A 25840-nucleotide genomic window follows, 5' to 3' on the forward strand; every position below is an offset into this window, starting at 1 on the left:
TTCACTCCCCGCCGCGCAGGACGGAGTTGCCCTCGTGGGTGCCGGAAGGGTCCGGGACGTCGAGGACCAGGCGGCCGCTGAGTCCGTAGAAGGCGACGGGGTTGCGCCACAGCACCTGGTCGACGTCGTCCTCGCCGAAGCCGCTCGCCAGCATGGCGTCGGCGACGCTGCGGGTCTTGAGGGGGTCGCTTCTGCCCCAGTCCGCCGCGGAGTTCACGAGCACCTTCTCGGGGCCGTACTCCTTGAGGATCACCACCATCCGCTCCTCGTCCATCTTGGTGTCCGGATAGACGGAGAAGCCCAGCCAGCAGCCGCTGTCCCTGGCCTCCTTGACAGTGGTCTCGTTGAGGTGGTCGACCAGCACCCGCTCCGGCGGCAGGGCGGATGCGCGGATCGCGTCGAGGGTGCGGCGCAGGCCGGCGAGTTTGTCGCGGTGCGGGGTGTGGACGAGGGCCGGCAGTTCGTGGTCGGCGGCGAGCTGGAGCTGTGCGGCGAGGGCGGTGTCCTCGGCCGGGGTCATCGAGTCGTAGCCGATCTCGCCGACGGCCACCACCTGGTCCTTGACGAGATACCGGGGCAGTTCGTCGAGGACGGGGAGGCAGCGCGGGTCGTTCGCCTCCTTGGGGTTGAGGGCGATCGTGCAGTGGTGGGCGATGCCGTACTGGGCGGCCCTGAACGGCTCCCAGCCCAGCAGGGAGTCGAAGTAGTCGAGGAAGGAGGAGGGCGAGGTGCGGGGCTGGCCGAGCCAGAAGGACGGCTCGACGACGGCGCGGATGCCCGCGGCGCGCATGGCCTCGTAGTCGTCGGTGGTGCGGGACGTCATGTGGATGTGGGGGTCGAAGAGACGCATCAGGACTCCTTGCCGTCGAGGCCGCGGGTGCCGGGGTCGGCGGGCGGCGTGGGCGTGGGGCCGGTCAGGGTCAGGACGCGGCGCAGGTCCTCGGGCACGGGGCGGCCGGCGGCGGTGCGTTCCTCGGCGTAGTCGTGGAGCATGCGGGCGAGTTCCGAGTCGGCGCGGGCGCGCCGGTCCAACTCGCTCACCTCCGCCACGGGAACGCCGGTGAACAGGCACTTCAGGACGGCGTGCCGCCATGCGTGGGCAGGCAGGTGCCGGGCGGCGTAGGGGCCGACGGCGGCGGCCAGGAGCCGGGTGTCGTTGGTGCGCAGGGCGTCCTCGACCAGCGGGAGCGCCTCGGGCCCGGGCACCAGGTGGGGCAGGGCGTACAGGACGGCGCGGCGTTCCGCGGCGGTGCCCTGGGCGTACACCCGGGAGACGGCGTCCAGGTCGGCGCGGGCCGCGTGGAGGATCAGGACACGGACGGCGTCGGCGTGCTGCGGGCCGCAGCGGCGTCCGGCTTCGGCGAGCCGGAGCTCCCACACGGAGATGGGTCCGTTGGTGCCGGGGCGGGCGGCGGCCTCGTCGAGGGCCTGGTCCAGCCAGGCGCGGGCGGCTTCGTCGAGGCCGGTGGCGACGTGGTGGTGCAGGTCGGACAGCTGGGTGTGGGCGAGGGTGGTGCCCTGGGTGCCGACCGCGGGGTGCGCCGGGTGGGCGTGCGCTCGGGTCATGGGGTGCTCCCTTGTGAGGGCGCGGCTGCGTGGCGGAGGTAGGGAAGGGAGAGTTCGGCGAAGTGGGGGCCCGCGTGGGAGTGGCGGGGCAGTTCGACGACGGTCAGGCCCTGGTAGCCGGTGGCGGCGAGGGCCGCGAGCACGGGCGGGAAGTCGATCTCCCCGTCCCCGAAGGGGAGGTGTTCATGGACGCCGCGGCGCATGTCCTCGATCTGGACGTGGCGCAGCCAGGGAGCGGCGGCGCGTACGCAGTCGGCGGGCGGCAGCGGTTCGAGGCACTGGCAGTGGCCGATGTCGAGGGTCAGACCGAGGAGTTGTGGGTCGCCGAGGGTGCGGCGGAGCCGGTGGAAGTCCGCGAGGGTGGCGAGGAGGTGGCCTGGTTCGGGTTCGATGGCGAGGGGGACGCCTGCTGTGGTGGCCGCGTCCAGGACCGGGTCGAGTGCCTCGGCCAGGCGCTTCCACGCGGTGTCCTCGTCCGTGCCGGCCGGTGGGGTCCCGCTGAAGCAGTGGACGGCGTGGGCGCCGAGGTCGGCGGCGACACGGACCGCGCGGATCAGCAGGTCGACGCGCCGGGCGCGGTCGTCGGGGTCGGGGTCCAGCAGGGCGGGCCCGTGTTTGCGGCGCGGGTCGAGGACATAGCGGGCGCCCGTCTCGACGGTGACCGTCAGGCCGAGCTGGTCCAGCCGGTGTGCGAGGCGGCGGGTGCGGGCGGCGAGGTCCGGGGCGAGCGGGTCGAGGTGCATGTGGTCGAGGGTCAGACCGAGGCCGTCGTAGCCGAGGTCGGCGAGCAGGGTCAGGGCGTCGTCGAGACGGAGGTCGGCGAGGCCGTTGGTGCCGTAGCCGAAGCGGAGGGCGGTGGCGTCGGGTCCTGCGCCGGCCGGGTGGAGGGCTTCGGAGTTCATGTGACGCTCACCTTCTTCGCGAATCTCGCCGCGAGCGGGGCGAGGGTCGCGGTGAGCAGCGCGGTGACGGACGCACCGGAGCGGGCGGTGAGGGCGGACTGGAGGGGGATGGTGGCGCGGATGCCGCCGCCGACGGCTCGTTGGGTGAGCGGGGGTGACGGATTGAGGGTGGCGTGGAGGTAGGGGCGGGCGGCGGTGGCGGCGTAGGAGGCGGCGAGGGCGGCCGCCAGGGCGGTGCGGAGGGTGTCCGGGGCCGGGGGCTTGAGGCTGCGGTGCCTGGTGGCCTGTATGGCACCCGGGCTGCCGTTCGGCTTGCAGGTCGGGTGTGCCAGGAGTCGCGTGAGTACGGCGGTGGTGGCCAGGGCGCCGAGGGGAGCCAGGGGTGAGCCGCCTACGGTTTCCCTCCGCGAGACGGTGGTGACGGCGAGGGTGTGGGTGCCCAGCAGGGCGGCGGACGGCAGGGCTCGGCGCATCCTGCCGGTGCCGGCAGGCGGTGTCGTGCCCCTGGTCCGGCCTTTGACGTTCGTTCCCGTGGTGGCCGCGGCGCCGAGCAGCAGGTCGAGGCCACGGGCGGTCGCCATGGCGAAGGGGCCTGCCGGGGTGTGCTTCAGGGCGAGGTCGTACGCCCACACGGTCGCGGCCAGCGGAACCGCCACGGCGAGGGCGGGCCGGCCGGCGCAGGCCGCCAGGGACAGTCCCGCGCCGGTGAGGGCGCACGCTGCCGTGAGAGCGGCGGCCGGGCGGATCCGGCCGGAGGGGAGGGGACGGTGCGGACGTTCGGCGGCGTCCTCGGCCCGGTCGGCCCAGTCGTTGAGGGCCATGCCCGCCTCGTACAGGCACAGGGAGGAGCAGATGGCGAGCAGGGTGCGCGAATCGGCTCGCACGCCGGCCGCGGCGGCACCCGCGAAGGCGTCCCCGGGGACGGTGAACAGGGCTGGGAGGCGCAGCAGTTCGGCCCAGGCACCGACGCCGGCGGCGCCCTGTGTGGGCCCGGTGTCGACCGATCCGTCGGTGTCCGTCCGGCCGCTCATCGGCCTTCCCCCCGTTGGTCCGTCGCCGGGGCCGGGATCTCCCCGGTCCGCTCCGGTGGACGTGAACCGGGGCCGCCGTCCCGCAACCGCTGCGCGAACCCCACGAGTGCCGCGTACTGTTCGCCGAGCGCCGCCGGGCCCTCGCCCATGGGGTCCTTGAAGTAGAAGCCCAGTTCGGTCAGCGGTCCCGACAGGCCCTGCTCGTGGGCGCGGGCGGTCAGGCGGGCCAGGTCGAGGACCAGGGGGGCGGCCAGGGCCGAGTCGCAGCCCTGCCAGATGGTCTGGAGGATCATGCGGGCGCCGAGGAAGCCGTCGAAGGCGATGTGGTCCCAGGCGGTCTTCCAGTCACCGAGCACGGGGACGTCGTCGATGTGGACCTCGCCCTCGGGGACGGTACCGAGGGTGTCGGCCAGCACCCTCTCCTTGCCGGCGTTCTTCGCCGCCGCGGCGGCCGGGTCGGCGAGGGCGGCTCCGTCGCCACCACCCAGCAGGTTGGTGCCGGACCAGGCACGGACGGCGAGGGCCCGCTGCGCGAACATGGGGCCCAGTACCGAGCGCAGCAGCGTCTGGCCGGTCTTGCCGTCGCGGCCCGCGTAGGGCAGTCCGCTGGTCGCCGCCGGGGCCGCGAGCGCCGGGTGGTGCAGTCCGGTGGAGGGGGTGAAGTTGACGTAGGGGCAGCCCGCGCGCAACGCGGCCGCCGCGTACAGGGAACTCGGGGGCAGGGACCGGCCGGTGGCCGAAGGTTCGGTGGAGGCGACGTTCACCACCACCGCCCGTGCCAGCCCGTGTCGTCGTACGAAGTCCCGTAGGTCCGCGGCGAAGGCGGCGATGAGTTCCTCCTCGCTGCGCGTGTCGCCGGGGAGCGGGCCGCCGGGGGCGATCTCCCGGTCCGCGGCGGCGAGTTCGGCCTGGACCGCCGCGGCGAGGCCGGGTGGCAGGACGCCGCCCGCCGTGAGTGTCTCCGCGCGTTTGGGCAGCGGGCAGTCCACCGTGTCATGGCCGCCGAAGACCAGCGAGGCCAGCGGTGGCAGTCCGCTGTCGGCGAACGCGGGGGTCTCGGTGGTCAGGCCGGTCGGCGGGTGCAGGCCCGCGGTCACTGCGGCGCAGCCCGCCACGACGGTGGTGGCGACGGAGCCGCGGGCGCCGATCAGCCAGACTCCGACGCGCGGTGCGGAAACGGACGCGGACATGGGCAGCCTCCTTCTCGAACACGACGTACGCCCCGGGGTGGGGAGGATGACGGCGGGCGGAGGTCCGGCGTCCCCCGCCCGCCGCCGTTCAGTGGCCCTGCGAAGCCGTGCGTGCCGGGGACTTCGCGGGCAGTTCCTTGATCCGGATGTCACGGAACGACACCCGGTCGTCGGCTCCGTGGTTCTGGATACCGATGTGTCCGTCGCCGAGGCTCCGGGCCGGGTCGGTGTTGGTGAAGTCGTTGATCTTCACGCCGTTGAGCCAGAGGCGCAGGTGTTCGCCCTCCACCCGGATCTCGTACGTGTTCCACTCCCCCGGCGGGTTCAGCGCCCGGTCGCGCCTGCCCAGGTCCGCGGACTGGAAGCCGTAGACGGACCCGGTGGTCTTCTCCGGGACGTCGGTGGCGTCGATCTGGATCTCGTAGCCGTTGTCGACGGCCGACCACGGGTCGTCGGAGGGCGGGAATCCCACGAAGACACCGGAGTTGTCGTCGCCCGACTCGCCGGACATCCTCCAGTCGAGTTTCAGGGAGTACGCCCCGAAGCTCCGGTCGGTGTACCAGAGCATGCCCATCCCGCCGGACGACGTGAGGGTGCCGTCGGCGCCCAGGGTGAAGGATCCCGGGCCGGCCTGGTTCCAGCCGGAGAGGGAAGCCTGGCTGCCGTCGAAGAGCGGACGGTATCCGCTCTCCGGCCGGCAGTCCGCCTGGGCGTCGCCGACCGCGTACCGGATGCCGCCCAGCAGGTGCCGGAGGAATGCCGGTTCGGCGTAGGACTCCTTCGTGTGGCCGAGGCCGGTGTAGAAGGCGCGGCCGCCCTGGTAGGTCTGGCACCAGGCGATCGGGTGATCGCCGTTCATGGTGCCGCCGGTGTACGACGACTCGTCGAGGGAGGCGAGGACGTGGGCGCGGTCCCGGGGGTTGGAGCGGTAGTTGTACCACTCGTCGGTGCGTTCCCAGGCCCGCGGGAGCCCCGAGGTCGCCGGGTGCGCGCCGTCCTCGACGGTCACCGTCGCGGGCTGGATCGCCGGGTGGGACTGGAAGTAGGCGCCGGCGATACCGCCGTAGAACTCCCAGTCGTACTCGGTGTCGGCGGCCGCGTGGACGCCGACGTAGCCGCCGCCGCGGTGGATGTAGCCCTCGAAGGCGCGCTGTTGGGCGGGGTCGAGGACGTCTCCCGTGGTGGAGAGGAAGACGATCGCGTCGTAGCGCCGCAGGTTGCGCGGCGTGAACGCGTCCGCGTCCTCGGTGGCGTCGACCTTGAAGCCGCCGCTGTCGCCCAGTTCCCTGATCGCCGCGATGCCCGCGGGGATCGAGTCGTGCCGGAAGCCGGCCGTCTTGGAGAAGACCAGCACCCGCGCGCCGTCGGCGACATCCGAGGACGCGGCCGGTGAAGAGGCGGGCTGTGCGGACGCGGGGCCCGAGACACAGCCCAGGAGCAGGGCCGCGCCCACAACCGCCGTAGCGAAGCGCCTGGTGGAGCGTCTGGTGGAGTGCATGAGGATCACCTCCGCTCAGCTCGTGGTGAAGACGAAGTCGTCCACGTCGTAGAGGGCGCCGGTGCCGCTGCCCTTGAAGACCAGGTACAGCGTGGTGGTGCCCCTGGGGGCGCGGGACAGGTTGGCGGTGACGTCCTGGAAGGTCTCCCAGCCGCCGGTCACCGGGACGGTCGCCTTGCCGAGGAGGGTGCCGCGCGCGGAACCGGCCCGGATCTCCAGCGTGCCGCCCGCTCCGCCCGAGGAGACCCGTGCGGTGATCTTCTGGGCGTTGCTCAGCACGTACGGCGTGAAGGAGATCCAGTCGCCGTTGTTGATGTCGCCGACCGTCTTGCCGCCGTGCGCGGTGTCCTTGTCGATGGCCGAGACCCCGGAGGAGTCGCTGAAGTGCTCGGCCTGACGGTGCCGCGGCTGGACGACGCTCTGGTCGTGCGTGGTGAGCGCGGCCTGGCCGCCGCCCCCGCCGTCGGTGTACTCGGCGTCGACCACCCCGAAGATGTTGGCGTCGTCGTCGTGGCCGCCGTCGGCGCTGGTCTGCAGGGTGCCGGAGCAGCCCTGGGCCGAGGTGATCGGGTGGCCGTGACTGTCGTGGCCCAGGACGAAGTTGACCTTGACCTTGGAGCAGTCGACGGTGCCGTCCTCCGGGTCGGTGACCCTCACCTTGAACGGGATCGCGTCGCCGAAGCTGAACAGCTGGCCGTCCTTGGGGAGTTCGAGGGTGACCTGGGGCGCGGTGTTGCCCACCACGATCTGCACGCTCGCGCTGCCGGTGCGACCGGACGGGTCCTTGGCGGTCAGGGTCGCCGTGTAGGTGCCGTTCTTCGTGTACTTGTGGGTGGGGTTGGCCGCCGTCGACTTGCCGCCGTCACCGAAGTCCCAGCTGTAGGTGACGGCGTCGCCGTCCTGGTCGGTCGTGCCGGCGGAGGAGAAGGTCACCCGCAGCGGAGCCTGGCCCGAGGTGCGGTTCGCCGCGGCCTGCGCGACCGGGGAGTGGCCGTCGGTGGCGTTCTCGATGCGGTACAGGGCGGAGTTCTCGTCGCCGCCGAACCAGGACACGCCGTAGTCGAGGACGTACAGCGCACCGTCCGGGCCGAAGGCCATGTCCATGATCTGCGTGCCGGTCCACGGGACGTCGTTGATCGACTGCACGGTGCCGTTGTCGTCGCTGCTGATCCGCTTGATCCAGCGGCGGCCGAACTCCCCGGCGAAGAAGTCGCCGTCGTAGGCCTCGGGGAACTTCACGGGCGAGTCGAGCGCGGGGTCGTAGTGGTAGACCGGGCCGCCCATCGGGGACTCGGAGCCGGTGCCGAACTCGGGTACCGATCCGTCGTCGTACGGGATCCAGGCGGGCTGGGCCGGCGGCAGGTCGGTCAGGCCGGTGTTGTGCGGGGAGGTGTTCTTCGGCGCGGCGCAGTCGAAGGCGGCACCCGAGGCCTTGGTCGCGAAGTCGTAGTCGACGTAGGCGTCGTTGTCGCCCGTGCAGTACGGCCAGCCGAAGTTCCCCGGCTTGGTGACACGTGCGAACTCGACCTGTCCGGCCGGGCCGCGGGCCGGGTCGGCGGCGCCGGCGTCGGGGCCGTAGTCACCGACGTAGAGGATGCCGGTCTTCTTGTCGACGCTGAAGCGGAACGGGTTGCGGAAGCCCATCGCGTAGATCTCGGGCCGCGTCTTGTCCGTGCCGGGCGCGAAGAGGTTGCCGTCGGGGATCGCGTACGAGCCGTCGGCGTTCACCTTGATGCGCAGGATCTTGCCGCGCAGGTCGTTGGTGTTGCCGGCCGAACGCTGGGCGTCGAAGGCGGGGTTGCGGTCCGCTCGCTCGTCGATGGGCGTGAAGCCGTCCGACTGGAAGGGGTTGGTGTCGTCGCCCGTCGACAGGTACAGGTTGCCCGCCGCGTCGAAGTCGATGTCGCCGCCGACATGGCAGCACAGGCCGCGGGAGGCCGGGATGTCGAGGATCTTCTTCTCGCTGGCCTTGTCGAGGGTGCCGTCGGTGTTCAGCACGAACCGGGAGAGCCGGTTGACGCCGTCGAAGGGGGCGAAGTCGGCCGCGGTGCCGGTCTCGGGCGCGTCTCCCGCGGGGGTGTTCAGCGGGGGCGCGTAGTAGAGGTAGATGAAACGGTTCTCTGTGAAGTCCGGGTCGACGCCGACGCCCTGGAGGCCCTCCTCGTCGTGGGAGTAGACGTCGAGCTTGCCGGCCAGGCGGGTGGTGCCGGCCGCGTCGGTGAGACGGAGTTCGCCGTCGCGTGAGGTGTGCAGGACCGAGCGGTCCGGGAGGACGGCGAGCGACATGGGCTCGCCGACCTCCGGTTCGCCCTTGGCGAGGGTGACCTGCTGGAAGTCCTCGGCCGCGGCGGCCGGAGCGGTGGGTGCCGTGGCCGGGCCGGTGTCGGCCGCACCGGCCTGCGGTGCGGTGAGGGTGAGGGACGCGCCCGCCAGCAGGGCCCCGCTGAGCAGGGCGGCCGCCTTGCGGAAGGACAGGCGTCGTCTGGGGGTCGGGGGTCCGTCGGTGCTGGTGGTGCCGTCGTACGTGTGCACGGGTGCCTCCAGAAGGGGCCGGTTGTGCATGCGGGTGCCTTGCGCCGGGGTGCGCCGTCACCCCGGAACTCGCAATGAAAAACTAGGAGTTGGCCTGGTCGTTGCCACCGAAGGCAGCGTCGAAGGAGGCCGAGGGCGGCTCGAAGTCGTACGCCTTGAGGCGGGCCAGTGCCTCAGGTGCGCCCTGGAGCCGGTCCATGCCGGCGTCCTCCCACTCGACGGAGATCGGGCCCTGGTAGTCGATGGAGCGCAACATCCGGAAGACGTCCTCCCAGGGGACGTCGCCGTGGCCCGCGGAGACGAAGTCCCAGCCCCGGCGCGGGTCACCCCACGGCAGATGGGAGCCGAGGCGTCCGTTGCGGCCGTCGAGCCGCTTGCGGGCCTCCTTGCAGTCGACGTGGTAGATCCGGTCACGGAAGTCCCACAGGAAGCCGACCGGGTCGAGGTCCTGCCACACGAAGTGGGAGGGGTCGAAGTTCAGGCCGAAGGCGGGCCGGTGGTCAACGGCCTCCAGGGCGCGCTGCGTTGTCCAGTAGTCGTACGCGATCTCGCTGGGGTGGACCTCGTGCGCGAACCGCACGCCCTGCGCGTCGAAGACGTCGAGGATCGGGTTCCAGCGCTCGGCGAAGTCCTCGTAGCCGCGCTCGATCATGGACTCGGGGACGGGCGGGAACATCGCGACCAGGTGCCAGATCGCGGAGCCGGTGAAGCCGATCACGGTGTCGACGCCGAAGGCGGCCGCGGCGCGCGCGGTGTCCGCGATCTCGGCGGCGGCCCGTTGCCGGACCCCCTCCGCCTCGCCGTCGCCCCAGATACGGGCGGGCAGGATCGCCTGGTGGCGTTCGTCGATGATGGCGTCGCACACCGCCTGGCCGACCAGATGGTTGGAGATCGCCCAGCACTTCAGTCCGTACTTGTCGAGCAGCTGGTGACGCGAGTCCAGGTACGAGGGGTCCGCGAGTGCCTTGTCGACCTCGAAGTGGTCTCCCCAGCAAGCGAGTTCGAGTCCGTCGTAGCCGAAGTCGCGGGCCAGGCGGCAGACCTCTTCGAGCGGGAGGTCCGCCCACTGACCGGTGAACAGCGTGAACCTGCGCGGCATGTGCGTACGCCTCCTCAGATCGCGACGGGTGTGTAGACGGAGTTCTTCTCCGCGCTCTCCTCCACGGCCGCCAGCACGCGCTGCACCTGCAGCCCGTCGGCGAAGGAGGGTTCGGGGCGGCGCCCCTCGTGGATCGCGTGCACCAGGTCGCGGGCCTGGTGGACGAAGGTGTGCTCGTAGCCGAGACCGTGGCCCGGCGGCCACCAGGCCTCCAGGTAGGGGTGCTCGGGTTCGGTGACCAGGATGCGGCGGAAGCCGGCGTGCGCTCCGGGTTCCGTGCCGTCGTGGTAGGAGAGTTCGTTGAGGCGTTCCAGGTCGAACGCCAACGAGCCGCGCTCGCCGTTCAGTTCGATGCGCAGGGCGTTCTTGCGGCCGGTGGCGTAGCGGGTGGCCTCGAAGGAGGCGAGGGCTCCGGAGGCGAAGCGGCCGGTGAACACGGCGGCGTCGTCCACGGTGACCTGCCCGGCGCCGCCCGCCGAGACGGCGGCCAGGCCGCTGGTCGGCCCGCCGGGCAGTGGGCGTTCCCGCACGAAGGTCTCGGTGAGCGCGGAGACCCCGGCGAGCTGTTCACCCGTCAGGTACTGGGCCAGGTCGATGATGTGCGCCCCGAGGTCACCGAGCGAACCGGAGCCCGCACTCTCCTTGCGCAGCCGCCAGGTGAGAGGGAACTGCGGGTCCACCAGCCAGTCCTGGAGGTACGTCACCCGCACGTGCCGCAGGGCTCCGAGGCGGCCCTCGGCGACCATGGAGCGGGCCAGCGCGGTGGCCGGCACCCGCCGGTAGTTGAAGCCGACCATCGCCACCTGACCACGCCGGTGGGCCGCCTCGGCCGCGGCGGTCATCGTCTCGGCCTCCTCGACGGTGTTCGCGAGGGGCTTCTCGCACAGCACGTGCTTGCCGGCGGCCAGCGCGGCGAGGGCGATCTCGGCGTGGCTGTCGCCGGGGGTGCAGATGTCGACGAGGTCGATGTCGTCCCGTTCCAGCAGGGCCCGCCAGTCGGTCTCGGTCGCCGCCCAGCCGTGCCGGTCGGCCGCCGCCCGGACCGCGGTCGCGTTCCGTCCGCAGATCACGGACAGGACCGGGTCGCGGGGGAGGTCGAAGACACGGCCCGCGGTGCGCCAGCCCTGGGAGTGGGCGGCGCCCATGAAGGCGTAGCCGATCATGCCGACACGCAGTGACGGCTTCTCGTCCGCAGGCCTCGGTGGACGCGCTGCCTCGGCCGTCTGCGGGCGCTTCGCCCCCGCCCCTTCTGACTGCTGCGGCTGTGCCATACGCGGTGTCCTCCTCGTGGTGGCGCGGTGGGGGGTGCAGCCCGGTCCGTCGATGAACCGGGCTCCTGGGGGTGTCCGCAAAGTCGCGTCGTCCGCCCGAAGGGCGGGCCCTGCGGCGTCCGGTGCGTGCTCTCGGCGTGCCGGGCGGACATCCGCGTACTGGTCGTACTCGGGTGTTCGCCCGGTGCGGCGAGAGTGCGTGCCGGGCGTCGCGGGGCAGGCGGGACTTTGCGGACACCCCCTAAGGCGGGACGCCTCACTTGAAGCCGGTGGACATGTACTGGTCGACGTTGTCCTTGTCGACGACCGCCGAGTAGAGCGTGATCGACGAGGGGATCTCGTACTCGGCGAGACCGCTCACGCCCTTGGCCTGGCCGAGGGCGCGGGCGAGGTCGATCGCGGAGGCGGCCATGGTCGGCGGGTAGAGGACGGTCGCCTTCAGTACGCCGTTGTCCTGCTTGATGGCCTGGAAGGCGGACAGGGCGCCCGCCCCGCCGACCATCAGGAAGTCGTCGCGTCCGGCCTGCTCGATGGCGCGCAGCGCGCCCACGCCCTGGTCGTCGTCGTGGTTCCACAGCGCGTCGAAGCTCGACTGCGCCTGCAGGAGCTGGGACATCTTGGCCTGGCCGGACTCGACGGTGAAGTCGGCTGCCTGGCGGGCCACCTTCTTGATGTTGGGGTAGTTCTTCAAGGCGTCGTCGAAGCCCTTGGTGCGCTGCTTGGTCAGCTCCAGGTTGTCCAGGCCGGCCAGTTCGATGACCCGCGCGTTCGACTTCCCCTTGAGCTTCTCGCCGATGTAGCGGCCGGCGCTGAGGCCCATGCCGTAGTTGTCACCGCCGATCCAACAGCGGTACGCCTGCGGGGTGTTGAAGATCCGGTCCAGGTTGACGACCGGGATGCCCGCGCGCATCGCCTTGAGGCCGACCTGGGTGAGGGCCTTGCCGTCGGCGGGCAGGACCACCAGGACGTCGACCTTCTTGTTGATCAGGGTCTCGATCTGCCCGATCTGCTGGGCGGTGTCGTTCGAGCCCTCGGTGATCGACAGGGTGACGTCGGAGTACTTCTCGGCCCGCTTCTTGGCGTTGTCGTTGATGGCGTTGAGCCAGCCGTGGTCGGCCTGCGGGCCGGCGAAGCCGATGGTGACGGCCTTGCCGGGCTTGTCGTCGGCGGCCGGCCGGTCGTTCGCGGCGGGCTCGTCGTCCTTCGACTCGTTGCTGGTGCAACCGGTGAGGAGGGCACCGGCGGAGACCGCGGCGGTCCCGAAGAGCAGTCCTCTGCGACTGGTGAAGCGGCTCGTGAATGTCGGCTCTGACATGGCGGTGAACCCTTTCCTCAGGTCGTGCTCGCGGTACGGCGCTGGACCAGCACGGCGGCGACGATGATCGCGCCCTTGGCGATCTGCTGGACGTCGCTCTGCAGGTTGTTCAGGGCGAAGATGTTGGTGATCGTGGTGAAGATCAGGACGCCGAGAACCGAGCCGGTGATGGTGCCGCGTCCCCCGGTGAGCAGCGTGCCGCCGATGATCGCGGCCGCGATGGCGTCAAGTTCGTACAGGTTGCCGTTGGTGTTCTGGCCGGAGCCGGACAGAATGATCAGCAGGAAGGCGGCGATGCCGCAGCACAGCCCGGACAGCAGGTAGAGGTACAGCCGCTGGCGGCGGACGTCGATGCCGGCCAGCCGGGCCGCCTCCGCGTTGCCGCCGACGGCGACGGTGCGGCGCCCGAAGGTGGTCCGGTTCAGCACGAGCCAGCCGATGATCGTCACGACCGCGAACACCATCACCAGCGGCGGTACGCCGAGCACATAGGAGTCGCGCTCGCCGAGGTCGAGGATGTTCTCGACGGTGACGATCTGGGTGCGGCCGTCGGTGATCTGGAGGGCCAGGCCGCGGGCCGAGGCCAGCATGGCGAGGGTGGCGATGAACGGGACCATCCCGCCGTACGCGATCAGCAGGCCGTTGACCAGTCCGCATCCGACACCGACGAGCACCGCGGTGAAGAGGATGCCCGCGAAGCCGTACTCCTGGGTGGCGACGGTGGTCGCCCACACCGAGGAGAGGGCGACGATCGCGCCGACCGACAGGTCGATGCCACCGGAGGTGATGACGAAGGTCATTCCGACGGTGACGACACCGATCACCGAGGCCTGGGTGAGGACGAGTTGGAGGTTGCGGGTGTCGAGGAACGCGTCGGGCTTGGTGATGCCGCCGATGACGATCAGCGCGGCCAGCACACCGAGGAGGGAGAGGGTGCGCACGTCGGCGCGGAACACGAGGGACCGCCAGGCCGGGGCGTCGTTCGTCGACGGCACCTTGTCGGTGCTGTCCCTGGGCGGGGAGACGGGCTGCGTCATGACGCGGGGCTTCCTTCCATGACGAGGTCGAGTACGCGGTGTTCGTCGAGGTGGCGGGCGGGCGCCGTATGGACGACGCGGCCCTCGCGCAGCACCAGGACACGGTCGGCGAGGCCGAGCACCTCGGGGACCTCGCTGGAGACCAGCAGCACGGCGAGCCCTTCGTCAGCCAGTCGACGGACGACGGCGTACAGCTCGGCGCGGGCGCCGACGTCGACCCCGCGGGTCGGTTCGTCGAGCAGCAGCACCCGGCAGCCGCGCAGCAGCCAGCGGGCCAGGACGGCTTTTTGCTGGTTGCCGCCGGACAGCGTGCGCACCGGTACGGAGGGGTTGTCGGGCCGCAGCGACAGTTCACGGGTCGCGGCCCGGGCCGCCCCGCTCTCGGCGCCCCGGTCGATCCAACCGCCGTGCGAGAAGCGGGACATGGAGGAGACGGAGACGTTGCGGGTGACGGACTCCAGCATCAGCAGGGCCTGCGCCTTGCGTTCCTCCGGAGCGAGTCCGAGGCCGGCGCGGACGGCGGCGCGCACGCTGCCGGGCCGCAGCGCGCGACCGTCGACGAGGACCCGGCCGGCGGTGGGCCGCCGGGCGCCGTAGATCGTCTCCAGGATCTCCGAGCGGCCCGAGCCGACGAGTCCGGCGAGACCGACGATCTCCCCGGGCCGTACCCGCAGGTCGAGGGGTTCGAACTCGCCCTCCCGGGCCAGCCCTTCGACCTCCAGGACCGCGGGGGTCTGCGAGGCGGACACGGGCCGGTCGGGGAAGACGTACTCGACGTTGCGGCCGGTCATCAGCGCGACGACCTCGCGGGTCGGCGTCGACTTGGCGGGCAGTCCGCCGGCGACGGCCCGCCCGTCCTTGAGCACGGTCACCCGGTCGCCGATCCGTCTGATCTCCTCCAGCCGGTGGGAGATGTAGACGACGGCGACACCGTCGGCGGTGAGGTCGCCGACGATCCGGAACAGGTTGTCCACCTCGTCCGGGTCGAGCGCGGCGGACGGTTCGTCCATCACGATGAGCCGTACGTCGTGCGAGAGCGCCCGGGCCATGGACACGATCTGCTGCTGCGCCGCCGACAACCGCCCCACCAGGCGGGTGGGATCGATCTCCGGGTGCCCGAGTCGCTTGAGCAGCGCCGCCGTCGACGATCGTGCGACCTTGCCCCGTACGACGAACCCGGCGGCTGTGGGTTCATGGCCGAGGTGGACGTTCTCGGCCACGGAGAGGTGCTCCACCAGGTCGAGTTCCTGGTAGATCGTGGCGATGCCCAGCCGCATGGCGGCGATCGGCGAGCGGAGTGTGACGTCCTCGCCGCGCCAGCGGATGGTGCCGGTGTCCGGTTGGTGGGCGCCGGCCAGGACCTTGATGAGGGTGGACTTCCCGGCCCCGTTCTGGCCGAGCAGACAGTGCACCTCGCCGGCCTGGACGTCGAGGTCGACGCCGTCGAGGGCCCGGACTCCGGGGAACGACTTGGTGATGCCGGACATGCTGAGCAGCGATGGTTGTGATGCCATGGGTGGTTCCCCTCGACTGGCGTGCGGGCCGGTTCAGGGCGCCTGTGGGGCAGGCGTTTTCAGGCAGGGCGAAGCATGGCTCGGTACTGGTGTGCCGTATGGGAGACGCCGGTGCGGCCGTACGTCGTCGGCGGCTATGCGGGTGAGAACAGGTGGTCGCTGATGAGGCGGGCCGCGCCGATCACTCCGGCGGTGGGGCCCAACTCCCCCAGCACGATGGGCAGATTGCCGGTGGCGAGTGGCAGTGACTGGCGGTAGACCTGGGTGCGGATCGCGGCGAGCAGGGTGTGGCCGAGGCCGGTCACCCCGCCGCCGATCACCACGAGACCGGGGTTGAAGAAGCTGACCAGACCGGCGATGACCTGACCGACACGGTCGCCGCCCTGACGGATCAGGTCGAGCGAGGTGGCGTCACCCGCGGCGGCCGCGGCGGCGACGTCGACGGCGGTGAGGCCGCCGTTCGCCTCCAGTCGCGTCGCGAGTTCCGCCGAGAGTCCCTGCTGGGCCGCGTCCGTGGCGTCCCGGGCCAGGGCGGCCCCACTGAAGTAGGCCTCCAGGCATCCCCGGTTGCCGCAGGCGCAGGGGCGTCCGTCGGGCACGACCTGGATGTGCCCGATGTCGCCCGCGCTGCCCGTGGTCCCGCGGTGGACGTCACCGCCGGCGACGATGCCGCAGCCGATGCCGGTACCGATCTTGACGCAGAGGAAGTCGCCCACCGAGCGTGAGACGCCCGCGTGCATCTCCCCCATGGCCATCAGGTTCACGTCGTTGTCGACCATGACCGGACAGCCGAGTTCCTGACTGAGCGCCTCCCGCACGGGGAAGCCGTCCCAGCCGGGCATGATCGGCGGAGCCACCGGTACGCCCTCGGGGAAGCGGACCGGTCCCGGTACGCCGATTCCGGCGCCGTCGAAACCCTCCGCGAGCCCCGACGCCCTCAGTTTCGCGGCCATGGACAGGACTTGCTCGAAGACCGCGACCGGGCCCTCGCGGACGTCCATGGGCTGGTTGAGATGACCGAGAATCTCCAGCTCGGCGTTGGTGACGGCGACGTCGACCGAGGTCGCGCCGATGTCCACGCCGAGGAATCGCAGGCTTGGAGCCAGCCGGATGTTGTGGGAACGGCGGCCGCCGCGCGAGGCGGCGAGTCCGTCGGCCACGACCAGGCCGGTCTCCAGCAGTCGGTCCACCTCCACGGCGAGCTTGGAACGCGAGAGGTCGACCTGGTCTCCCAGCTGTGCCCGGGAGTTGGGGCCGGCGTCGCGCAACAGCTTCAGCAGCCGGGCCTGGTGGGTGTTCGCGGGTCGTGCCGTCATGCGTCTCACGAGCCCCTCCCCGCCTCATTCGGCCGCCAGCTGTCGTGCTTTCGAGTGGAACGTAGCAGCGACCGCCGAACCTGGGAAGAAGCTGTGCACAGATTGCTGCCAACTTTCTCCACTCACAGGACAAAGGTGTTCGGGAGGGTCCGGTGACCTGGTGTCTCTAATAACGGCTCGGCAGGATGCGCCGGAGACGCCTTCTGGAGGGCAATTACCCGCAGGGCCGAATCCCCGGAGGCACGAACACCAGGAGACCGAACTCCCACAGGCCGAACTCCCGCAGGCCGAACTCCCGCGGACCGCCGAACTCCCGCGGGCGGTCGAACTCCCTTAGGAACTAAGCCCCTTGGCGCGCGTGGTACGAACGGCGGGTGTGCTCCGTGTGCTCCCGCATCAGCTCGGTGGCGCGCTGCCCGTCACGCTCGGCGATCGCGGCGATCAGGTTCCGGTGTTCGATCCAGGACTCCCTGCCGCGCTGCCTCGCGACCGGCGTGTAGTACCAGCGCACCCGGCGGTCGACCTGCGCGGCGAGTTCGGCGAGGACCGCGTTGCCGGCGAGCTCCATGATCGTGGCGTGGAAGCGGGCGTTCATGGCGACCGCGCCGTCCACGTCGTCGGCGGCGACCGCCCGCTCGCCCTGGGCGCACAGTTCCTCCAGGGCGGCGACGCCGGCACTGCCCGCGTTCGCGGCCGCGAGTCGGGCCGCCTCGGCCTCCAACAGCGTGCGCACGGTGAGGAGTTGGTCGGCCTCGTCCTCGGTGGGTTCGTGCACGAAGGCGCCCTGGGCGGGCCGCAGATCGACCCAGCCCTCGGTGTTCAGCCGCTGCAGCGCCTCCCGCACCGGCTGTCGGGAGACCCCGAGGTGTCCGGCGAGTTCACTCTCGACGAGATGCTGGCCGGGCTGCAGCGCACGGGTGGTGATGAGTTCGAGCAGCGCCTCGTAGACACGGTCGCGCAGCGGACCGGGTCGTTCGAGCTTGGGCACTGCACCCTGCGGCAGTCCTGTCGACAGCATCGCGGTCCCCCTCCTCGGCGGGCCGTGCACCACAGCTGTGAAGCCGGTGTCATCGGACACCCAGTATCGATTGTCTTTCGTCTACAGTCTACGGCTCACGGAAGCCAGGGAAACGGGGAGTCGTTCTCGTCACACCTCGACGTTCCGCGGCGCTCAGGGACAGCGGACGACCTGCCCGGCGTACGACAGGTTCCCGCCGAAGCCGAAGAGCAGCACCGGGTCCCCCGCGGCGACCGCGCCCTGCTCGACCAGCTTGGAGAACGCGAGCGGGATGCTCGCCGCCGACGTGTTGCCGGATTCGGTGACATCGCGGGCGACCACGGCGTTCACGGCACCGATCTTCTCCGCGAGGGGTTCGATGATGCGCAGGTTGGCCTGGTGGAGGACGACCGCGGCGAGGTCGGCGGGGGCGAGTCCGGCCCGCTCGCAGGCCTGGCGGGCGATGGGCGGCAGCCGGGTGGTGGCCCACCGGTAGACGCTCTGCCCCTCCTGCGCGAACCGCGCGGGCTGCCCCTCGATCCGCACCGCGTTCCCCATCTCGGGCACCGATCCCCACAGCACGGGCCCGATCCCGGGCTCCGTCCCCGGTGCGGCCGCCTCCACGACGGCGGCCCCCGCTCCGTCGCCGACGAGCACACAGGTGGTGCGGTCGGTCCAGTCGGCCACCTCGGACATCTTGTCGGCGCCGATCACCAGTGCGCGGGTCGCCGCTCCCGCGCGGACGGTGTGGTCGGCGGTGGCCAGCGCGTGGGTGAACCCGGCGCAGACGACGTTGATGTCCATCGCGGCGGGCGAGGGGATGCCGAGCCGGGCGGCGACCCGGGCGGCCATGTTCGGGGAGCGGTCGATGGCCGTGGAGGTGGCGACGAGGACCAGGTCGATGTCGCCGGGGGTGAGGCCCGCCGTCGCCAGCGCCTTGGCGGCGGCGTGGGCGGCCAGCTCGTCGACGGGTTCGTCGGGCCCGGCGATGCGGCGCGTGCGGATGCCGACCCGGCTCCTGATCCACTCGTCACTGGTGTCGACCATGCCCGCCAGGTCCTCGTTGGTGAGCACCTTGGCGGGCTGGTAGTGACCGACGGCGGTGATGCGCGAGCCGTTCATGGGTGGATCCCCTCGTTGCCTCAGATAGCGGGATCCACCAGTCTGATCAATGACCCACGAGTACGACGGCAGGTGATGCCACAGGAATCGGGCGCCCAGGTTGTCACTTCCGTCATCCCCCCGGACGCCCGACCACCTTTCGAACGGTTACCCGGTGAACAGCTGGGTCGCCTTCTGTACGAGCTCGTAGACGCCGTAGACGAGCGGTGCGCCCACCCACAGCCAGGCGAAGGCGATCAGCCCTCGCCGGTCAGGCGGACTCTGACTGCTGTCGCTGGACATCGACGGCCTCCTGCCTCGGCGCGGGAATGTGGTGACGGGCGTTGACGGGCCGTACGAGTTCGTTGGCGACGAAGCCGACCACGAGCAGCCCGATCATGATGACGAAGGACATACCGTACAGAGACGAGCCGTGTTTGCCGGCGTCCTCCTGCCGGTCGGCGATCCAGTTCACGATCAGCGGCCCGAGGACTCCGGCGGTGGACCAGGCGGTGAGCAGCCGGCCGTGGATCGCGCCGACCTGGTAGGTCCCGAAGAGGTCCTTCAGATAGGCGGGGACGGTGGCGAACCCACCGCCGTAGAAGGACAGGATGACCAGCGCGCACAGGATGAACAGCGGTTTCGAGGAGTCGCCGAACAGCGCGATCAGCGCGTACATCACGGCGCCCACGCCCAGGTAGACGCGGTAGATGTTCTTGCGGCCGATCAGGTCGGAGGTGGACGACCAGCCGATCCGGCCGGCCATGTTGGCCGCCGACAGCAGGGCGACGAAGCCGGCCGCGGCGGACACCGACACCGGGGTCGAGGTGCCCGCGAAGAAGTCCGTGATCATCGGCGCGGCCTTCTCCAGGATGCCGATGCCGGCGGTGACGTTCATGCAGAGCACGACCCACAGGCACCAGAACTGCGGGGTGCGCACGGCGCTGCGAGCCGAGACCTGCGGGCCCGCGAGGGCACTGGGCGCGCCCTCGACCGGCTTCTCGGTGCGCGGCACCCGCACCAGCAGCACGCCCAGGGTCATGAAGACGGCGTAGGTGAGGCCGTGGACGAGGAACGCGAGCGCGATGCCCGAGCTGTCACTGCCGAAGGACTCCAGCATCTGGGCCGACCAGGGAGAGGCGATAAGCGCGCCGCCGCCGAAGCCCATGATGGCGATGCCGGTGGCCATGCCGGGCCGGTCGGGGAACCACTTGATCAGCGTGGAGACCGGCGAGATGTAGCCGATGCCCAGGCCGATGCCGCCGACGAACCCGTAGCCGAGGACGATCAGCCAGTACTGCTCGGTGGCGGCACCGAGGGCGGACAGCAGGAAGCCCGACGAGAAACAGATCAGCGCCACGGTCATCGCCCAGCGCGGTCCGTTGCGTTCCACGAGCGTGCCGCCGAACGCGGCCGACAGGCCCAGCATGACGATGCCGAGCTGGAAGGGCAGCGCGCTCTGCGTGCCGCTGAGGCCGAGGGCGGATTCGAGGGGCGGCTTGAACACGCTCCAGGCGTAGGCCTGGCCGATGGAGAGGTGGACCGAGAGGGCGGCGGGCGGAACCAGCCACCGGCTCCACCCGGGGGGTGCGACTGGGGGACTCATGATCCCGAACGGTAGGTAGGAATCAGCGAGTTGAGAAGGCGGCGCGGCGACGAGTTGCGATGAACGGTATCCAGAGCGCGCCGAACGGTCAGACCGACCGGTTTCTCGTCCGTCCCGTCGTGCTGGTCCTGCGCGAACCCTTGCTGCCCCAACTTCCATACTGTAGACAATATTTCGTCGACATTGTTCGACAGTTCCTCGGTACCCTCGACCGAACGGAGCTCCCTCGTATGAAAGTCGCAGTACTCGGCGCCGGAGCCATCGGTGCCTATGTCGGTGCCGCGCTCCACCGCGCGGGCGCCGACGTGCACCTCGTCGCCCGTGGACCGCATCTGGCGGCCATGAGGCAGCACGGAATACACGTGCTCAGCCCGCGCGGTGACTTCACCGCCCGCGCCCACGCCACCGACGACCCGGCCGAGATCGGTCCGGTCGACTTCGTCTTCCTCGGCCTGAAGGCCAACTCGTACGCGGCGTGCGGGCCGCTGATCGAGCCTCTCCTGGACGACTCCACCGCGGTGATCGCCGCTCAGAACGGCATCCCCTGGTGGTACTTCCACCGGCACGGCGGCCCCCACGACGGCCACCGCGTCGAGAGCGTCGACCCCGGCGGCGCGGTCAGTGCGGTGCTCGCGCCCGAACGGGCCATCGGCTGCGTGGTCTACGCGGCGACCGAACTGGCGGGGCCGGGAGTGGTGCGGCACCTCGAAGGAACCCGGTTCTCCGTCGGCGAGCCGGACCGCGGCATTTCCGCACGCTGTCTGGCCTTCAGCGAGGCCATGCGAGCCGGCGGTCTGAAGTGCCCGGTCGAGCCCGAACTGCGCAACGACATCTGGCTCAAGCTGCTCGGCAACATCTCCTTCAACCCGATCAGCGCGCTGGCCCGCGCCACCATGCGGCAGATGTGCCTGCACGGCGGTACCCGACAGGTCATCGAGATCATGATGACCGAGACGCTCTCGGTCGCCGAGGCCCTCGGCTGCGAGGTCGGCGTCTCCATCGAACGCCGTCTGGCGGGCGCCGAACGGGTCGGCGACCACCGCACCTCCACGCTCCAGGACCTGGAGCGCGGCAAGCCGCTGGAACTCGACGTGCTGCTCGCCGCCGTCGTCGAACTGGCGGAGATCACCGGCGTCCAGGTGCCCACCCTGCGCACCGTGCACGCCATCTCGGACCTGCTCGCCCTGAGGAGCGCCGCATGAGGCGTCCCATGAGGAGCGTCGGATGAGGAGCCCACTGTGAGGAAACGCGACCGGACCCCGAAGACCTACACCCGGCTCACCCACCCCCTGGTCCGGGACTCCCGCGACGAGCCGTTCCGGCAGGCGAGTTGGGAGGAGGCCCTGGACCGGGCCGCCCGGGGCATCGAGGCGGCACGCGGCGCGTTCGGGATGTTCTCCTGCGCCCGCGCCACCAACGAGATGAACTACGTGGCGCAGAAGTTCGCCCGTGTCGTGATGGGCACCAACAACGTCGACTCCTGCAACCGGACCTGTCACGCCCCGAGCGTCGCCGGTCTGTCCGCCGCCTTCGGATCGGGCGGCGGGACGTCCTCGTACGAGGAGATCGAGCACACCGACGTCATCGTGATGTGGGGATCCAACGCCCGCTTCGCGCATCCGATCTTCTTCCAGCACGTGCTGAAGGGCGTCCACAACGGCGCCCGCATGTACGCGGTCGACCCGCGCCGCACGTCCACCGCCGAGTGGGCGGAGAGCTGGCTGGGCCTGAACGTCGGCACGGACATTCCGATGGCGCACGCGATCGGCCGCGAGATCATCCACGCGGGGCTGGCCAACGAGGCGTTCATCGAGCGCGCGACCTCCGGCTTCGAGGAGTACAAGGCGCTGGTCGAGCCGTGGACGCTGTCACTCGCCGAGAAGGTGACCGGCGTACCCGCGCGTGCCATAAGGGAGTTGGCGCACGCCTACGCCCGCGCCGAGCGCGCCCAGCTGTGCTGGACCCTCGGCATCACCGAGCACCACAACGGCACCGACAACGTCCGCGCGCTGATCAACCTCTGCCTGCTGACCGGACACGTCGGCCGGTACGGCTCGGGGCTGCAGCCGCTGCGCGGGCAGAACAACGTGCAGGGCGGCGGCGACATGGGCGCCATCCCCAACCGGCTGCCCGGCTTCCAGGACATCCTCGACCCCGGCACCCGGCGGAAGTTCGAGGCCGCGTGGGACACCGTCATCCAGCCCCACTACGGCATGAACCTGACCGAGATGTTCGAGGCGATGGAGGAGGGCACGCTCAAGGCGGTCTACTGCGTCGGCGAGAACCCGGCACAGTCGGAGGCCGACAGCGAGCAGGCCGTGCGGCGCATGAAACAGCTGGACTTCCTCGTCGTGCAGGACATCTTCCTCACCCGGACGGCCGAGTTGGCGGACGTCGTGCTGCCCGCCACCGCGGGGTGGGCCGAGACCGACGGCACCACCACCAACAGCGAGCGGCGCGTGCAGCGGGTCCGCCGGGCCCTCACCCCGCCCGGTGAGGCGCGCGAGGACATCGACATCATCTGCGAGCTGGCCGCACGGCTCGGCCACGAGTGGAAGTACGCCGACTCCGAGGCCGTCTGGAACGAGCTGCGCTCGGTCTCCCCGGACCACTACGGCATGACGTACGACCGGCTGGAGGAGCACCAGGGCATCCAATGGCCCTGCCCCGACACCGACCGGATCGAACCGACGTACCTGCACGGCCGGTTGTGGGAGTCCGACCCTGACAAACGCGGCCGGCGCGCCCCCTTCGGGCTCGTCCAGCACGATCCGCCGGTCGACCTCACCGACGAGGAGTACCCGATCCGGCTGACCACCGGCCGACGGCTCGACTCCTACAACACCGGTGTCCAGAGCGGGAGTTTCGCGTCCCCGCTCCGGCGCGGCGAGTTCGTCGAACTGTGCCCGGAGGACGCCGAGCGGTACGGCGTCGTGGTCGGTGAGCAGGTGCGGGTCAGCTCGCGGCGCGGCGCGGTCGTGGCGCCGGTGTGGATCGACACCGCACTGCGGCCCGGGCTGGCCTTCATGACCATGCACTTTCCCGACGAGGTGGACACCAACCAGCTGACGATCGAGGCCAATTGTCCGATCGCGGGGACGGCGGAGTTCAAGGCGTCGGCGATCCGTATCGAGAAGCTTCCGGTCGTGACCTACGTGAGGTGAGGCAGTGGACCTGCACTTCGGGGACAGCAAACCGACGGACGAGGAGAGGGCGGCGGTCGACGCGCTGCTGGGCCCGCCCGACTCCTCCTGGGAGGGGGCCGACCGGGATGAGATGAGGGCCGCCGACCTGAGGTGGGCCCGTGGCGGCCACGCGGCCAGGGACCGCCGCGACCAGCTGTTGCCGGGGCTGCACGCGATCAACGACCGGGTCGGCTGGATCAGCGAGGGCGCCCTGGACTATCTGTGCCGGCGGCTGACGGTGCCACCGGCGGAGGCCTACGGGGTGGCCACCTTCTACGCGATGTTCTCCGTCCGGCCCCGGCCCGCGACCGTGCTGCACGTGTGCACGGACCTGGCGTGCGCGGCGGCCGGGGCGTCCGAGCTGTGCGCCGGCATCGAGTCCCGGCTGGGCCCCGGCAGCGGCGTCGCCGTGCAGCGCGGCCCGTGTCTGGGCCTGTGCGAACGGGCTCCGGCGGCACTCGCGGTCAAGGCCGGCGATCCGGTGCGTACGGCGGTCTCGGCGCCGGCGACCGTGGCGGAGGCCGTACTCGCCGCGAGCGCACCCGACTCGGCCCCCGAGGAGCCGGCGGCGGCGATGGCGGTGCCGCAGTCGGGCGACCCGTCACTGACCCTGCTGCGCCGCGTCGGCGTGGTAGATCCCGCGAGTCTCGACGACTACCGCGCCCACGGCGGCTACACCGCGCTGCGCCGGGCCTTCGAGCTCGGTCCCGCCGGGGTGATCCGCGAGGTGACCGACTCCGGCCTGGTCGGGCGGGGCGGCGCCGCCTTCCCCACCGGCCGCAAATGGCAGGCGACGGCGTCCCAGCCCGACCATCCGCACTATGTGGTGTGCAACGCCGACGAGTCGGAGCCGGGCACCTTCAAGGACCGGGTGCTCATGGAGGGCGACCCGTACGCGTTGGTGGAGGCGATGACGATCGCGGGGTACGCGACCGGCGCGCACCGGGGCTACCTCTACCTGCGCGGTGAGTACCCGCGGGCGACCCGCCGGATGCGGCACGCGCTCGACCAGGCGCGCGCCCGCGGTCTGCTCGGCGACGACGTCCTCGGCCAGGGCTACGCCTTCGACATCGAGATCCGGCGCGGCGCGGGCGCGTACATCTGCGGTGAGGAGACCGCCCTGTTCAACTCGATCGAGGGCCGCCGCGGCGAGCCGCGTTCGAAGCCGCCGTTCCCGGTCGAGAAGGGCCTGTTCGGCAAGCCCACGGTCGAGAACAACGTCGAGACGCTCGTCAACGTGCTGCCGATCCTCACCATGGGCGCCCCGGCCTACGCGGCGATCGGCACGGAGCGTTCCACCGGGCCGAAGCTGTTCTGCGTGTCCGGCAGTGTGGAGCGGCCCGGGATCTACGAGCTGCCGTTCGGTGCGACGCTGGGCGAGCTGCTCGCCCTCGCCGGGGTGCGCGGGGGGCTGCGGGCGGTGCTGCTCGGCGGGGCGGCCGGCGGTTTCGTACGACCGGACGAACTGGACATCCCGCTCACCTTCGAAGGCACCCGGGAGGCGGGCACCACGCTCGGTTCGGGGGTGGTGATGGCCTTCGACGACACCATCCCGCTGCCCCGGCTGCTGCTCCGCGTCGCCGAGTTCTTCCGCGACGAGTCGTGCGGGCAGTGCGTGCCGTGCCGGGTCGGAACGGTGCGGCAGGAGGAGGCGCTGCGCCGGATCGTGGACCGCACGGGCGCCGCCGCGGCCGATGACATCGCCCTGCTCAGGGAGGTGGGCCGCGCGATGCGGGACGCCTCCATCTGCGGTCTGGGGCAGACCGCGTGGAACGCCGTGGAATCCGCCATCGACCGTCTGGGGGCGTACGAATGACCGTGACACCGCTGGGGATTCCCCGCCGTCTGCTGGAGTTCACGATCGACGGGGAGGAGGCCCGGGTGCCCGAGGGCACGACGATCCTCGACGCCTGCCGGGCGGCCGGGAAGGACATCCCGACCCTCTGCCAGGGCGACACCCTCGCCCCGAAGAACGCCTGCCGTGTCTGTGTGGTCGAGGTGGCGGGCTCACGCACACTGGTCCCGGCCTGCTCCCGCACGGCCGAGCCCGGCATGGAGGTACGGACCGACACCGAACGGGCCCGCCACAGCCGCAAGATCGTCCTGGAACTGCTCGCCTCCTCGGTCGACTTGTCGACGACTCCGCAGGTGGCCGACTGGATCAAGGAGTACGAGGCGAAGCCGGACCGTTTCGGGCCGGACGCGGCGCGGCTCGACGAGCAGCCGAGGGTCGACAACGAGCTGTACGTGCGCGACTACGACAAGTGCATCCTCTGCTACAAGTGCGTGGACGCCTGCGGCGACCAGTGGCAGAACACCTTCGCGATCTCCGTCACGGGACGCGGTTTCGACGCCCGGATCGCCGTCGAGCACGATGCCGCGCTCACCGACTCGGCGTGCGTCTACTGCGGCAACTGCATCGAGGTGTGCCCCACGGGGGCGCTGTCCTTCAAGTCGGAGTTCGACATGCGGGCGGCGGGTACCTGGGACGAGTCGGCACAGACCGAGACGACCACGGTGTGCGCGTACTGCGGAGTGGGCTGCAACCTGACGCTGCACGTGCAGGAGAATGAGATCGTGAAGGTCACCTCACCGCACGACAACCCGGTGACCCACGGCAATCTCTGCATCAAGGGCCGTTTCGGCTACCAGCACGTACAGAACCGGGGCTGATCAGGAC

Annotated in this window: 21 protein-coding genes; 4 read left to right on the forward strand and 17 right to left on the reverse strand. The window is 71.1% G+C overall.

Annotation, left to right across the window (positions count from 1 at the left end):
• Position 1: 1 nt before the first annotated feature.
• From ACFYRY_RS31450 to ACFYRY_RS31530, 17 genes are all read right to left on the reverse strand, one after another.
• On the reverse strand, positions 2 to 850 hold the full coding sequence (locus tag ACFYRY_RS31450; protein ID WP_389153134.1) for a TatD family hydrolase: 849 nt from the start codon (positions 848 to 850) through the stop codon (positions 2 to 4).
• Positions 850 to 1566 carry an EboA domain-containing protein gene (locus ACFYRY_RS31455; protein WP_389153137.1) on the reverse strand — a complete coding sequence of 239 codons (717 nt, stop codon included), beginning with the start codon at positions 1564 to 1566 and terminating at the stop codon, positions 850 to 852. Before ACFYRY_RS31455 ends, ACFYRY_RS31450 begins: the two co-directional genes overlap by 1 nt.
• The gene (locus tag ACFYRY_RS31460; protein ID WP_389153140.1) at positions 1563 to 2468 is read right to left on the reverse strand and encodes a sugar phosphate isomerase/epimerase family protein; all 906 of its coding nucleotides are present in this window, start codon (positions 2466 to 2468) and stop codon (positions 1563 to 1565) included. Before ACFYRY_RS31460 ends, ACFYRY_RS31455 begins: the two co-directional genes overlap by 4 nt.
• On the reverse strand, positions 2465 to 3499 hold the full coding sequence (locus tag ACFYRY_RS31465; protein ID WP_389153143.1) for an SCO3242 family prenyltransferase: 1035 nt from the start codon (positions 3497 to 3499) through the stop codon (positions 2465 to 2467). Before ACFYRY_RS31465 ends, ACFYRY_RS31460 begins: the two co-directional genes overlap by 4 nt.
• A complete protein-coding gene (locus ACFYRY_RS31470) occupies positions 3496 to 4689 on the reverse strand; it encodes an inositol-3-phosphate synthase (RefSeq protein WP_389153146.1) in 1194 nt (397 codons plus the stop codon). Before ACFYRY_RS31470 ends, ACFYRY_RS31465 begins: the two co-directional genes overlap by 4 nt.
• A gap of 88 nt (positions 4690 to 4777) precedes the next feature.
• Positions 4778 to 6187, reverse strand: coding sequence for a ThuA domain-containing protein (locus ACFYRY_RS31475; RefSeq protein WP_389153149.1), 1410 nt, complete (start codon positions 6185 to 6187; stop codon positions 4778 to 4780).
• A gap of 15 nt (positions 6188 to 6202) precedes the next feature.
• On the reverse strand, positions 6203 to 8719 hold the full coding sequence (locus ACFYRY_RS31480; RefSeq protein WP_389153895.1) for a PQQ-dependent sugar dehydrogenase: 2517 nt from the start codon (positions 8717 to 8719) through the stop codon (positions 6203 to 6205).
• 82 nt (positions 8720 to 8801) lie between these two features.
• Positions 8802 to 9818, reverse strand: coding sequence for a sugar phosphate isomerase/epimerase family protein (locus ACFYRY_RS31485; protein WP_389153152.1), 1017 nt, complete (start codon positions 9816 to 9818; stop codon positions 8802 to 8804).
• A gap of 14 nt (positions 9819 to 9832) precedes the next feature.
• Entirely contained in the window at positions 9833 to 11089 is a 1257-nt protein-coding gene (locus tag ACFYRY_RS31490) for a Gfo/Idh/MocA family protein (RefSeq protein ID WP_389153155.1), read from the reverse strand.
• Positions 11090 to 11345: 256 nt separating this feature from the next.
• Positions 11346 to 12404 carry a substrate-binding domain-containing protein gene (locus ACFYRY_RS31495; RefSeq protein WP_389153157.1) on the reverse strand — a complete coding sequence of 353 codons (1059 nt, stop codon included), beginning with the start codon at positions 12402 to 12404 and terminating at the stop codon, positions 11346 to 11348.
• 17 nt (positions 12405 to 12421) lie between these two features.
• Positions 12422 to 13441, reverse strand: a complete 1020-nt coding sequence (locus ACFYRY_RS31500) for an ABC transporter permease (RefSeq protein WP_389153160.1) — start codon at positions 13439 to 13441, stop codon at positions 12422 to 12424.
• Positions 13438 to 14955, reverse strand: coding sequence for a sugar ABC transporter ATP-binding protein (locus ACFYRY_RS31505; RefSeq protein WP_389153163.1), 1518 nt, complete (start codon positions 14953 to 14955; stop codon positions 13438 to 13440). The genes ACFYRY_RS31500 and ACFYRY_RS31505 overlap by 4 nt, the downstream gene beginning before the upstream one ends.
• 134 nt (positions 14956 to 15089) lie before the next feature.
• A complete protein-coding gene (locus ACFYRY_RS31510) occupies positions 15090 to 16271 on the reverse strand; it encodes an ROK family protein (protein WP_389153166.1) in 1182 nt (393 codons plus the stop codon).
• 340 nt (positions 16272 to 16611) lie between these two features.
• Positions 16612 to 17289: a GntR family transcriptional regulator gene (locus ACFYRY_RS31515; protein ID WP_389153168.1), complete on the reverse strand. Its 678-nt coding sequence runs from the start codon at positions 17287 to 17289 to the stop codon at positions 16612 to 16614.
• Between the two features lie 153 nt (positions 17290 to 17442).
• On the reverse strand, positions 17443 to 18390 hold the full coding sequence (locus ACFYRY_RS31520; protein WP_389153171.1) for a beta-ketoacyl-ACP synthase III: 948 nt from the start codon (positions 18388 to 18390) through the stop codon (positions 17443 to 17445).
• Between the two features lie 147 nt (positions 18391 to 18537).
• The gene (locus ACFYRY_RS31525; protein ID WP_389153174.1) at positions 18538 to 18672 is read right to left on the reverse strand and encodes a hypothetical protein; all 135 of its coding nucleotides are present in this window, start codon (positions 18670 to 18672) and stop codon (positions 18538 to 18540) included.
• A complete protein-coding gene (locus ACFYRY_RS31530) occupies positions 18641 to 19975 on the reverse strand; it encodes an OFA family MFS transporter (protein ID WP_389153177.1) in 1335 nt (444 codons plus the stop codon). The genes ACFYRY_RS31525 and ACFYRY_RS31530 overlap by 32 nt, the downstream gene beginning before the upstream one ends.
• A 230-nt stretch (positions 19976 to 20205) precedes the next feature.
• Here ACFYRY_RS31530 and ACFYRY_RS31535 point away from each other — a divergent pair, with 230 nt between their 5' ends.
• The 4 genes from ACFYRY_RS31535 to ACFYRY_RS31550 are packed head-to-tail and all read left to right on the forward strand — an operon-like array spanning position 20206 to position 25833.
• Positions 20206 to 21177 (forward strand): 2-dehydropantoate 2-reductase, encoded by a 972-nt coding sequence (locus tag ACFYRY_RS31535; RefSeq protein ID WP_389153180.1) that lies wholly within the window; start codon positions 20206 to 20208, stop codon positions 21175 to 21177.
• A 36-nt stretch (positions 21178 to 21213) separates the two neighbouring features.
• Positions 21214 to 23139 (forward strand): molybdopterin oxidoreductase family protein, encoded by a 1926-nt coding sequence (locus ACFYRY_RS31540; protein WP_389153183.1) that lies wholly within the window; start codon positions 21214 to 21216, stop codon positions 23137 to 23139.
• A gap of 4 nt (positions 23140 to 23143) precedes the next feature.
• On the forward strand, positions 23144 to 24976 hold the full coding sequence (locus ACFYRY_RS31545; protein WP_389153186.1) for an NAD(P)H-dependent oxidoreductase subunit E: 1833 nt from the start codon (positions 23144 to 23146) through the stop codon (positions 24974 to 24976).
• Positions 24973 to 25833, forward strand: coding sequence for a 2Fe-2S iron-sulfur cluster-binding protein (locus ACFYRY_RS31550; protein ID WP_389153187.1), 861 nt, complete (start codon positions 24973 to 24975; stop codon positions 25831 to 25833). The genes ACFYRY_RS31545 and ACFYRY_RS31550 overlap by 4 nt, the downstream gene beginning before the upstream one ends.
• The last annotated feature ends 7 nt before the right edge of the window (positions 25834 to 25840 follow it).

Source organism: Streptomyces sp. NPDC005263, assembly GCF_042872365.1.
Classification (GTDB): domain Bacteria; phylum Actinomycetota; class Actinomycetes; order Streptomycetales; family Streptomycetaceae; genus Streptomyces.

Bases quoted from the DNA above. Each gene is read 5' to 3' on its own strand.
- ACFYRY_RS31450 (WP_389153134.1), bottom strand. From the start codon at position 850: ATGCGTCTCTTCGACCCCCACATCCACATGACGTCCCGCACCACCGAC.
- ACFYRY_RS31470 (WP_389153146.1), bottom strand. From the start codon at position 4,689: ATGTCCGCGTCCGTTTCCGCACCGCGCGTCGGAGTCTGGCTGATCGGC.
- ACFYRY_RS31485 (WP_389153152.1), bottom strand. From the start codon at position 9,818: ATGCCGCGCAGGTTCACGCTGTTCACCGGTCAGTGGGCGGACCTCCCG.
- ACFYRY_RS31530 (WP_389153177.1), bottom strand. From the start codon at position 19,975: ATGAGTCCCCCAGTCGCACCCCCCGGGTGGAGCCGGTGGCTGGTTCCG.
- ACFYRY_RS31455 (WP_389153137.1), bottom strand. From the start codon at position 1,566: ATGACCCGAGCGCACGCCCACCCGGCGCACCCCGCGGTCGGCACCCAG.
- ACFYRY_RS31515 (WP_389153168.1), bottom strand. From the start codon at position 17,289: ATGCTGTCGACAGGACTGCCGCAGGGTGCAGTGCCCAAGCTCGAACGA.
- ACFYRY_RS31550 (WP_389153187.1), top strand. From the start codon at position 24,973: ATGACCGTGACACCGCTGGGGATTCCCCGCCGTCTGCTGGAGTTCACG.
- ACFYRY_RS31500 (WP_389153160.1), bottom strand. From the start codon at position 13,441: ATGACGCAGCCCGTCTCCCCGCCCAGGGACAGCACCGACAAGGTGCCG.
- ACFYRY_RS31505 (WP_389153163.1), bottom strand. From the start codon at position 14,955: ATGGCATCACAACCATCGCTGCTCAGCATGTCCGGCATCACCAAGTCG.
- ACFYRY_RS31510 (WP_389153166.1), bottom strand. From the start codon at position 16,271: ATGACGGCACGACCCGCGAACACCCACCAGGCCCGGCTGCTGAAGCTG.
- ACFYRY_RS31475 (WP_389153149.1), bottom strand. From the start codon at position 6,187: ATGCACTCCACCAGACGCTCCACCAGGCGCTTCGCTACGGCGGTTGTG.
- ACFYRY_RS31490 (WP_389153155.1), bottom strand. From the start codon at position 11,089: ATGGCACAGCCGCAGCAGTCAGAAGGGGCGGGGGCGAAGCGCCCGCAG.
- ACFYRY_RS31525 (WP_389153174.1), bottom strand. From the start codon at position 18,672: ATGTCCAGCGACAGCAGTCAGAGTCCGCCTGACCGGCGAGGGCTGATC.
- ACFYRY_RS31520 (WP_389153171.1), bottom strand. From the start codon at position 18,390: ATGAACGGCTCGCGCATCACCGCCGTCGGTCACTACCAGCCCGCCAAG.
- ACFYRY_RS31495 (WP_389153157.1), bottom strand. From the start codon at position 12,404: ATGTCAGAGCCGACATTCACGAGCCGCTTCACCAGTCGCAGAGGACTG.
- ACFYRY_RS31465 (WP_389153143.1), bottom strand. From the start codon at position 3,499: ATGAGCGGCCGGACGGACACCGACGGATCGGTCGACACCGGGCCCACA.
- ACFYRY_RS31535 (WP_389153180.1), top strand. From the start codon at position 20,206: ATGAAAGTCGCAGTACTCGGCGCCGGAGCCATCGGTGCCTATGTCGGT.
- ACFYRY_RS31460 (WP_389153140.1), bottom strand. From the start codon at position 2,468: ATGAACTCCGAAGCCCTCCACCCGGCCGGCGCAGGACCCGACGCCACC.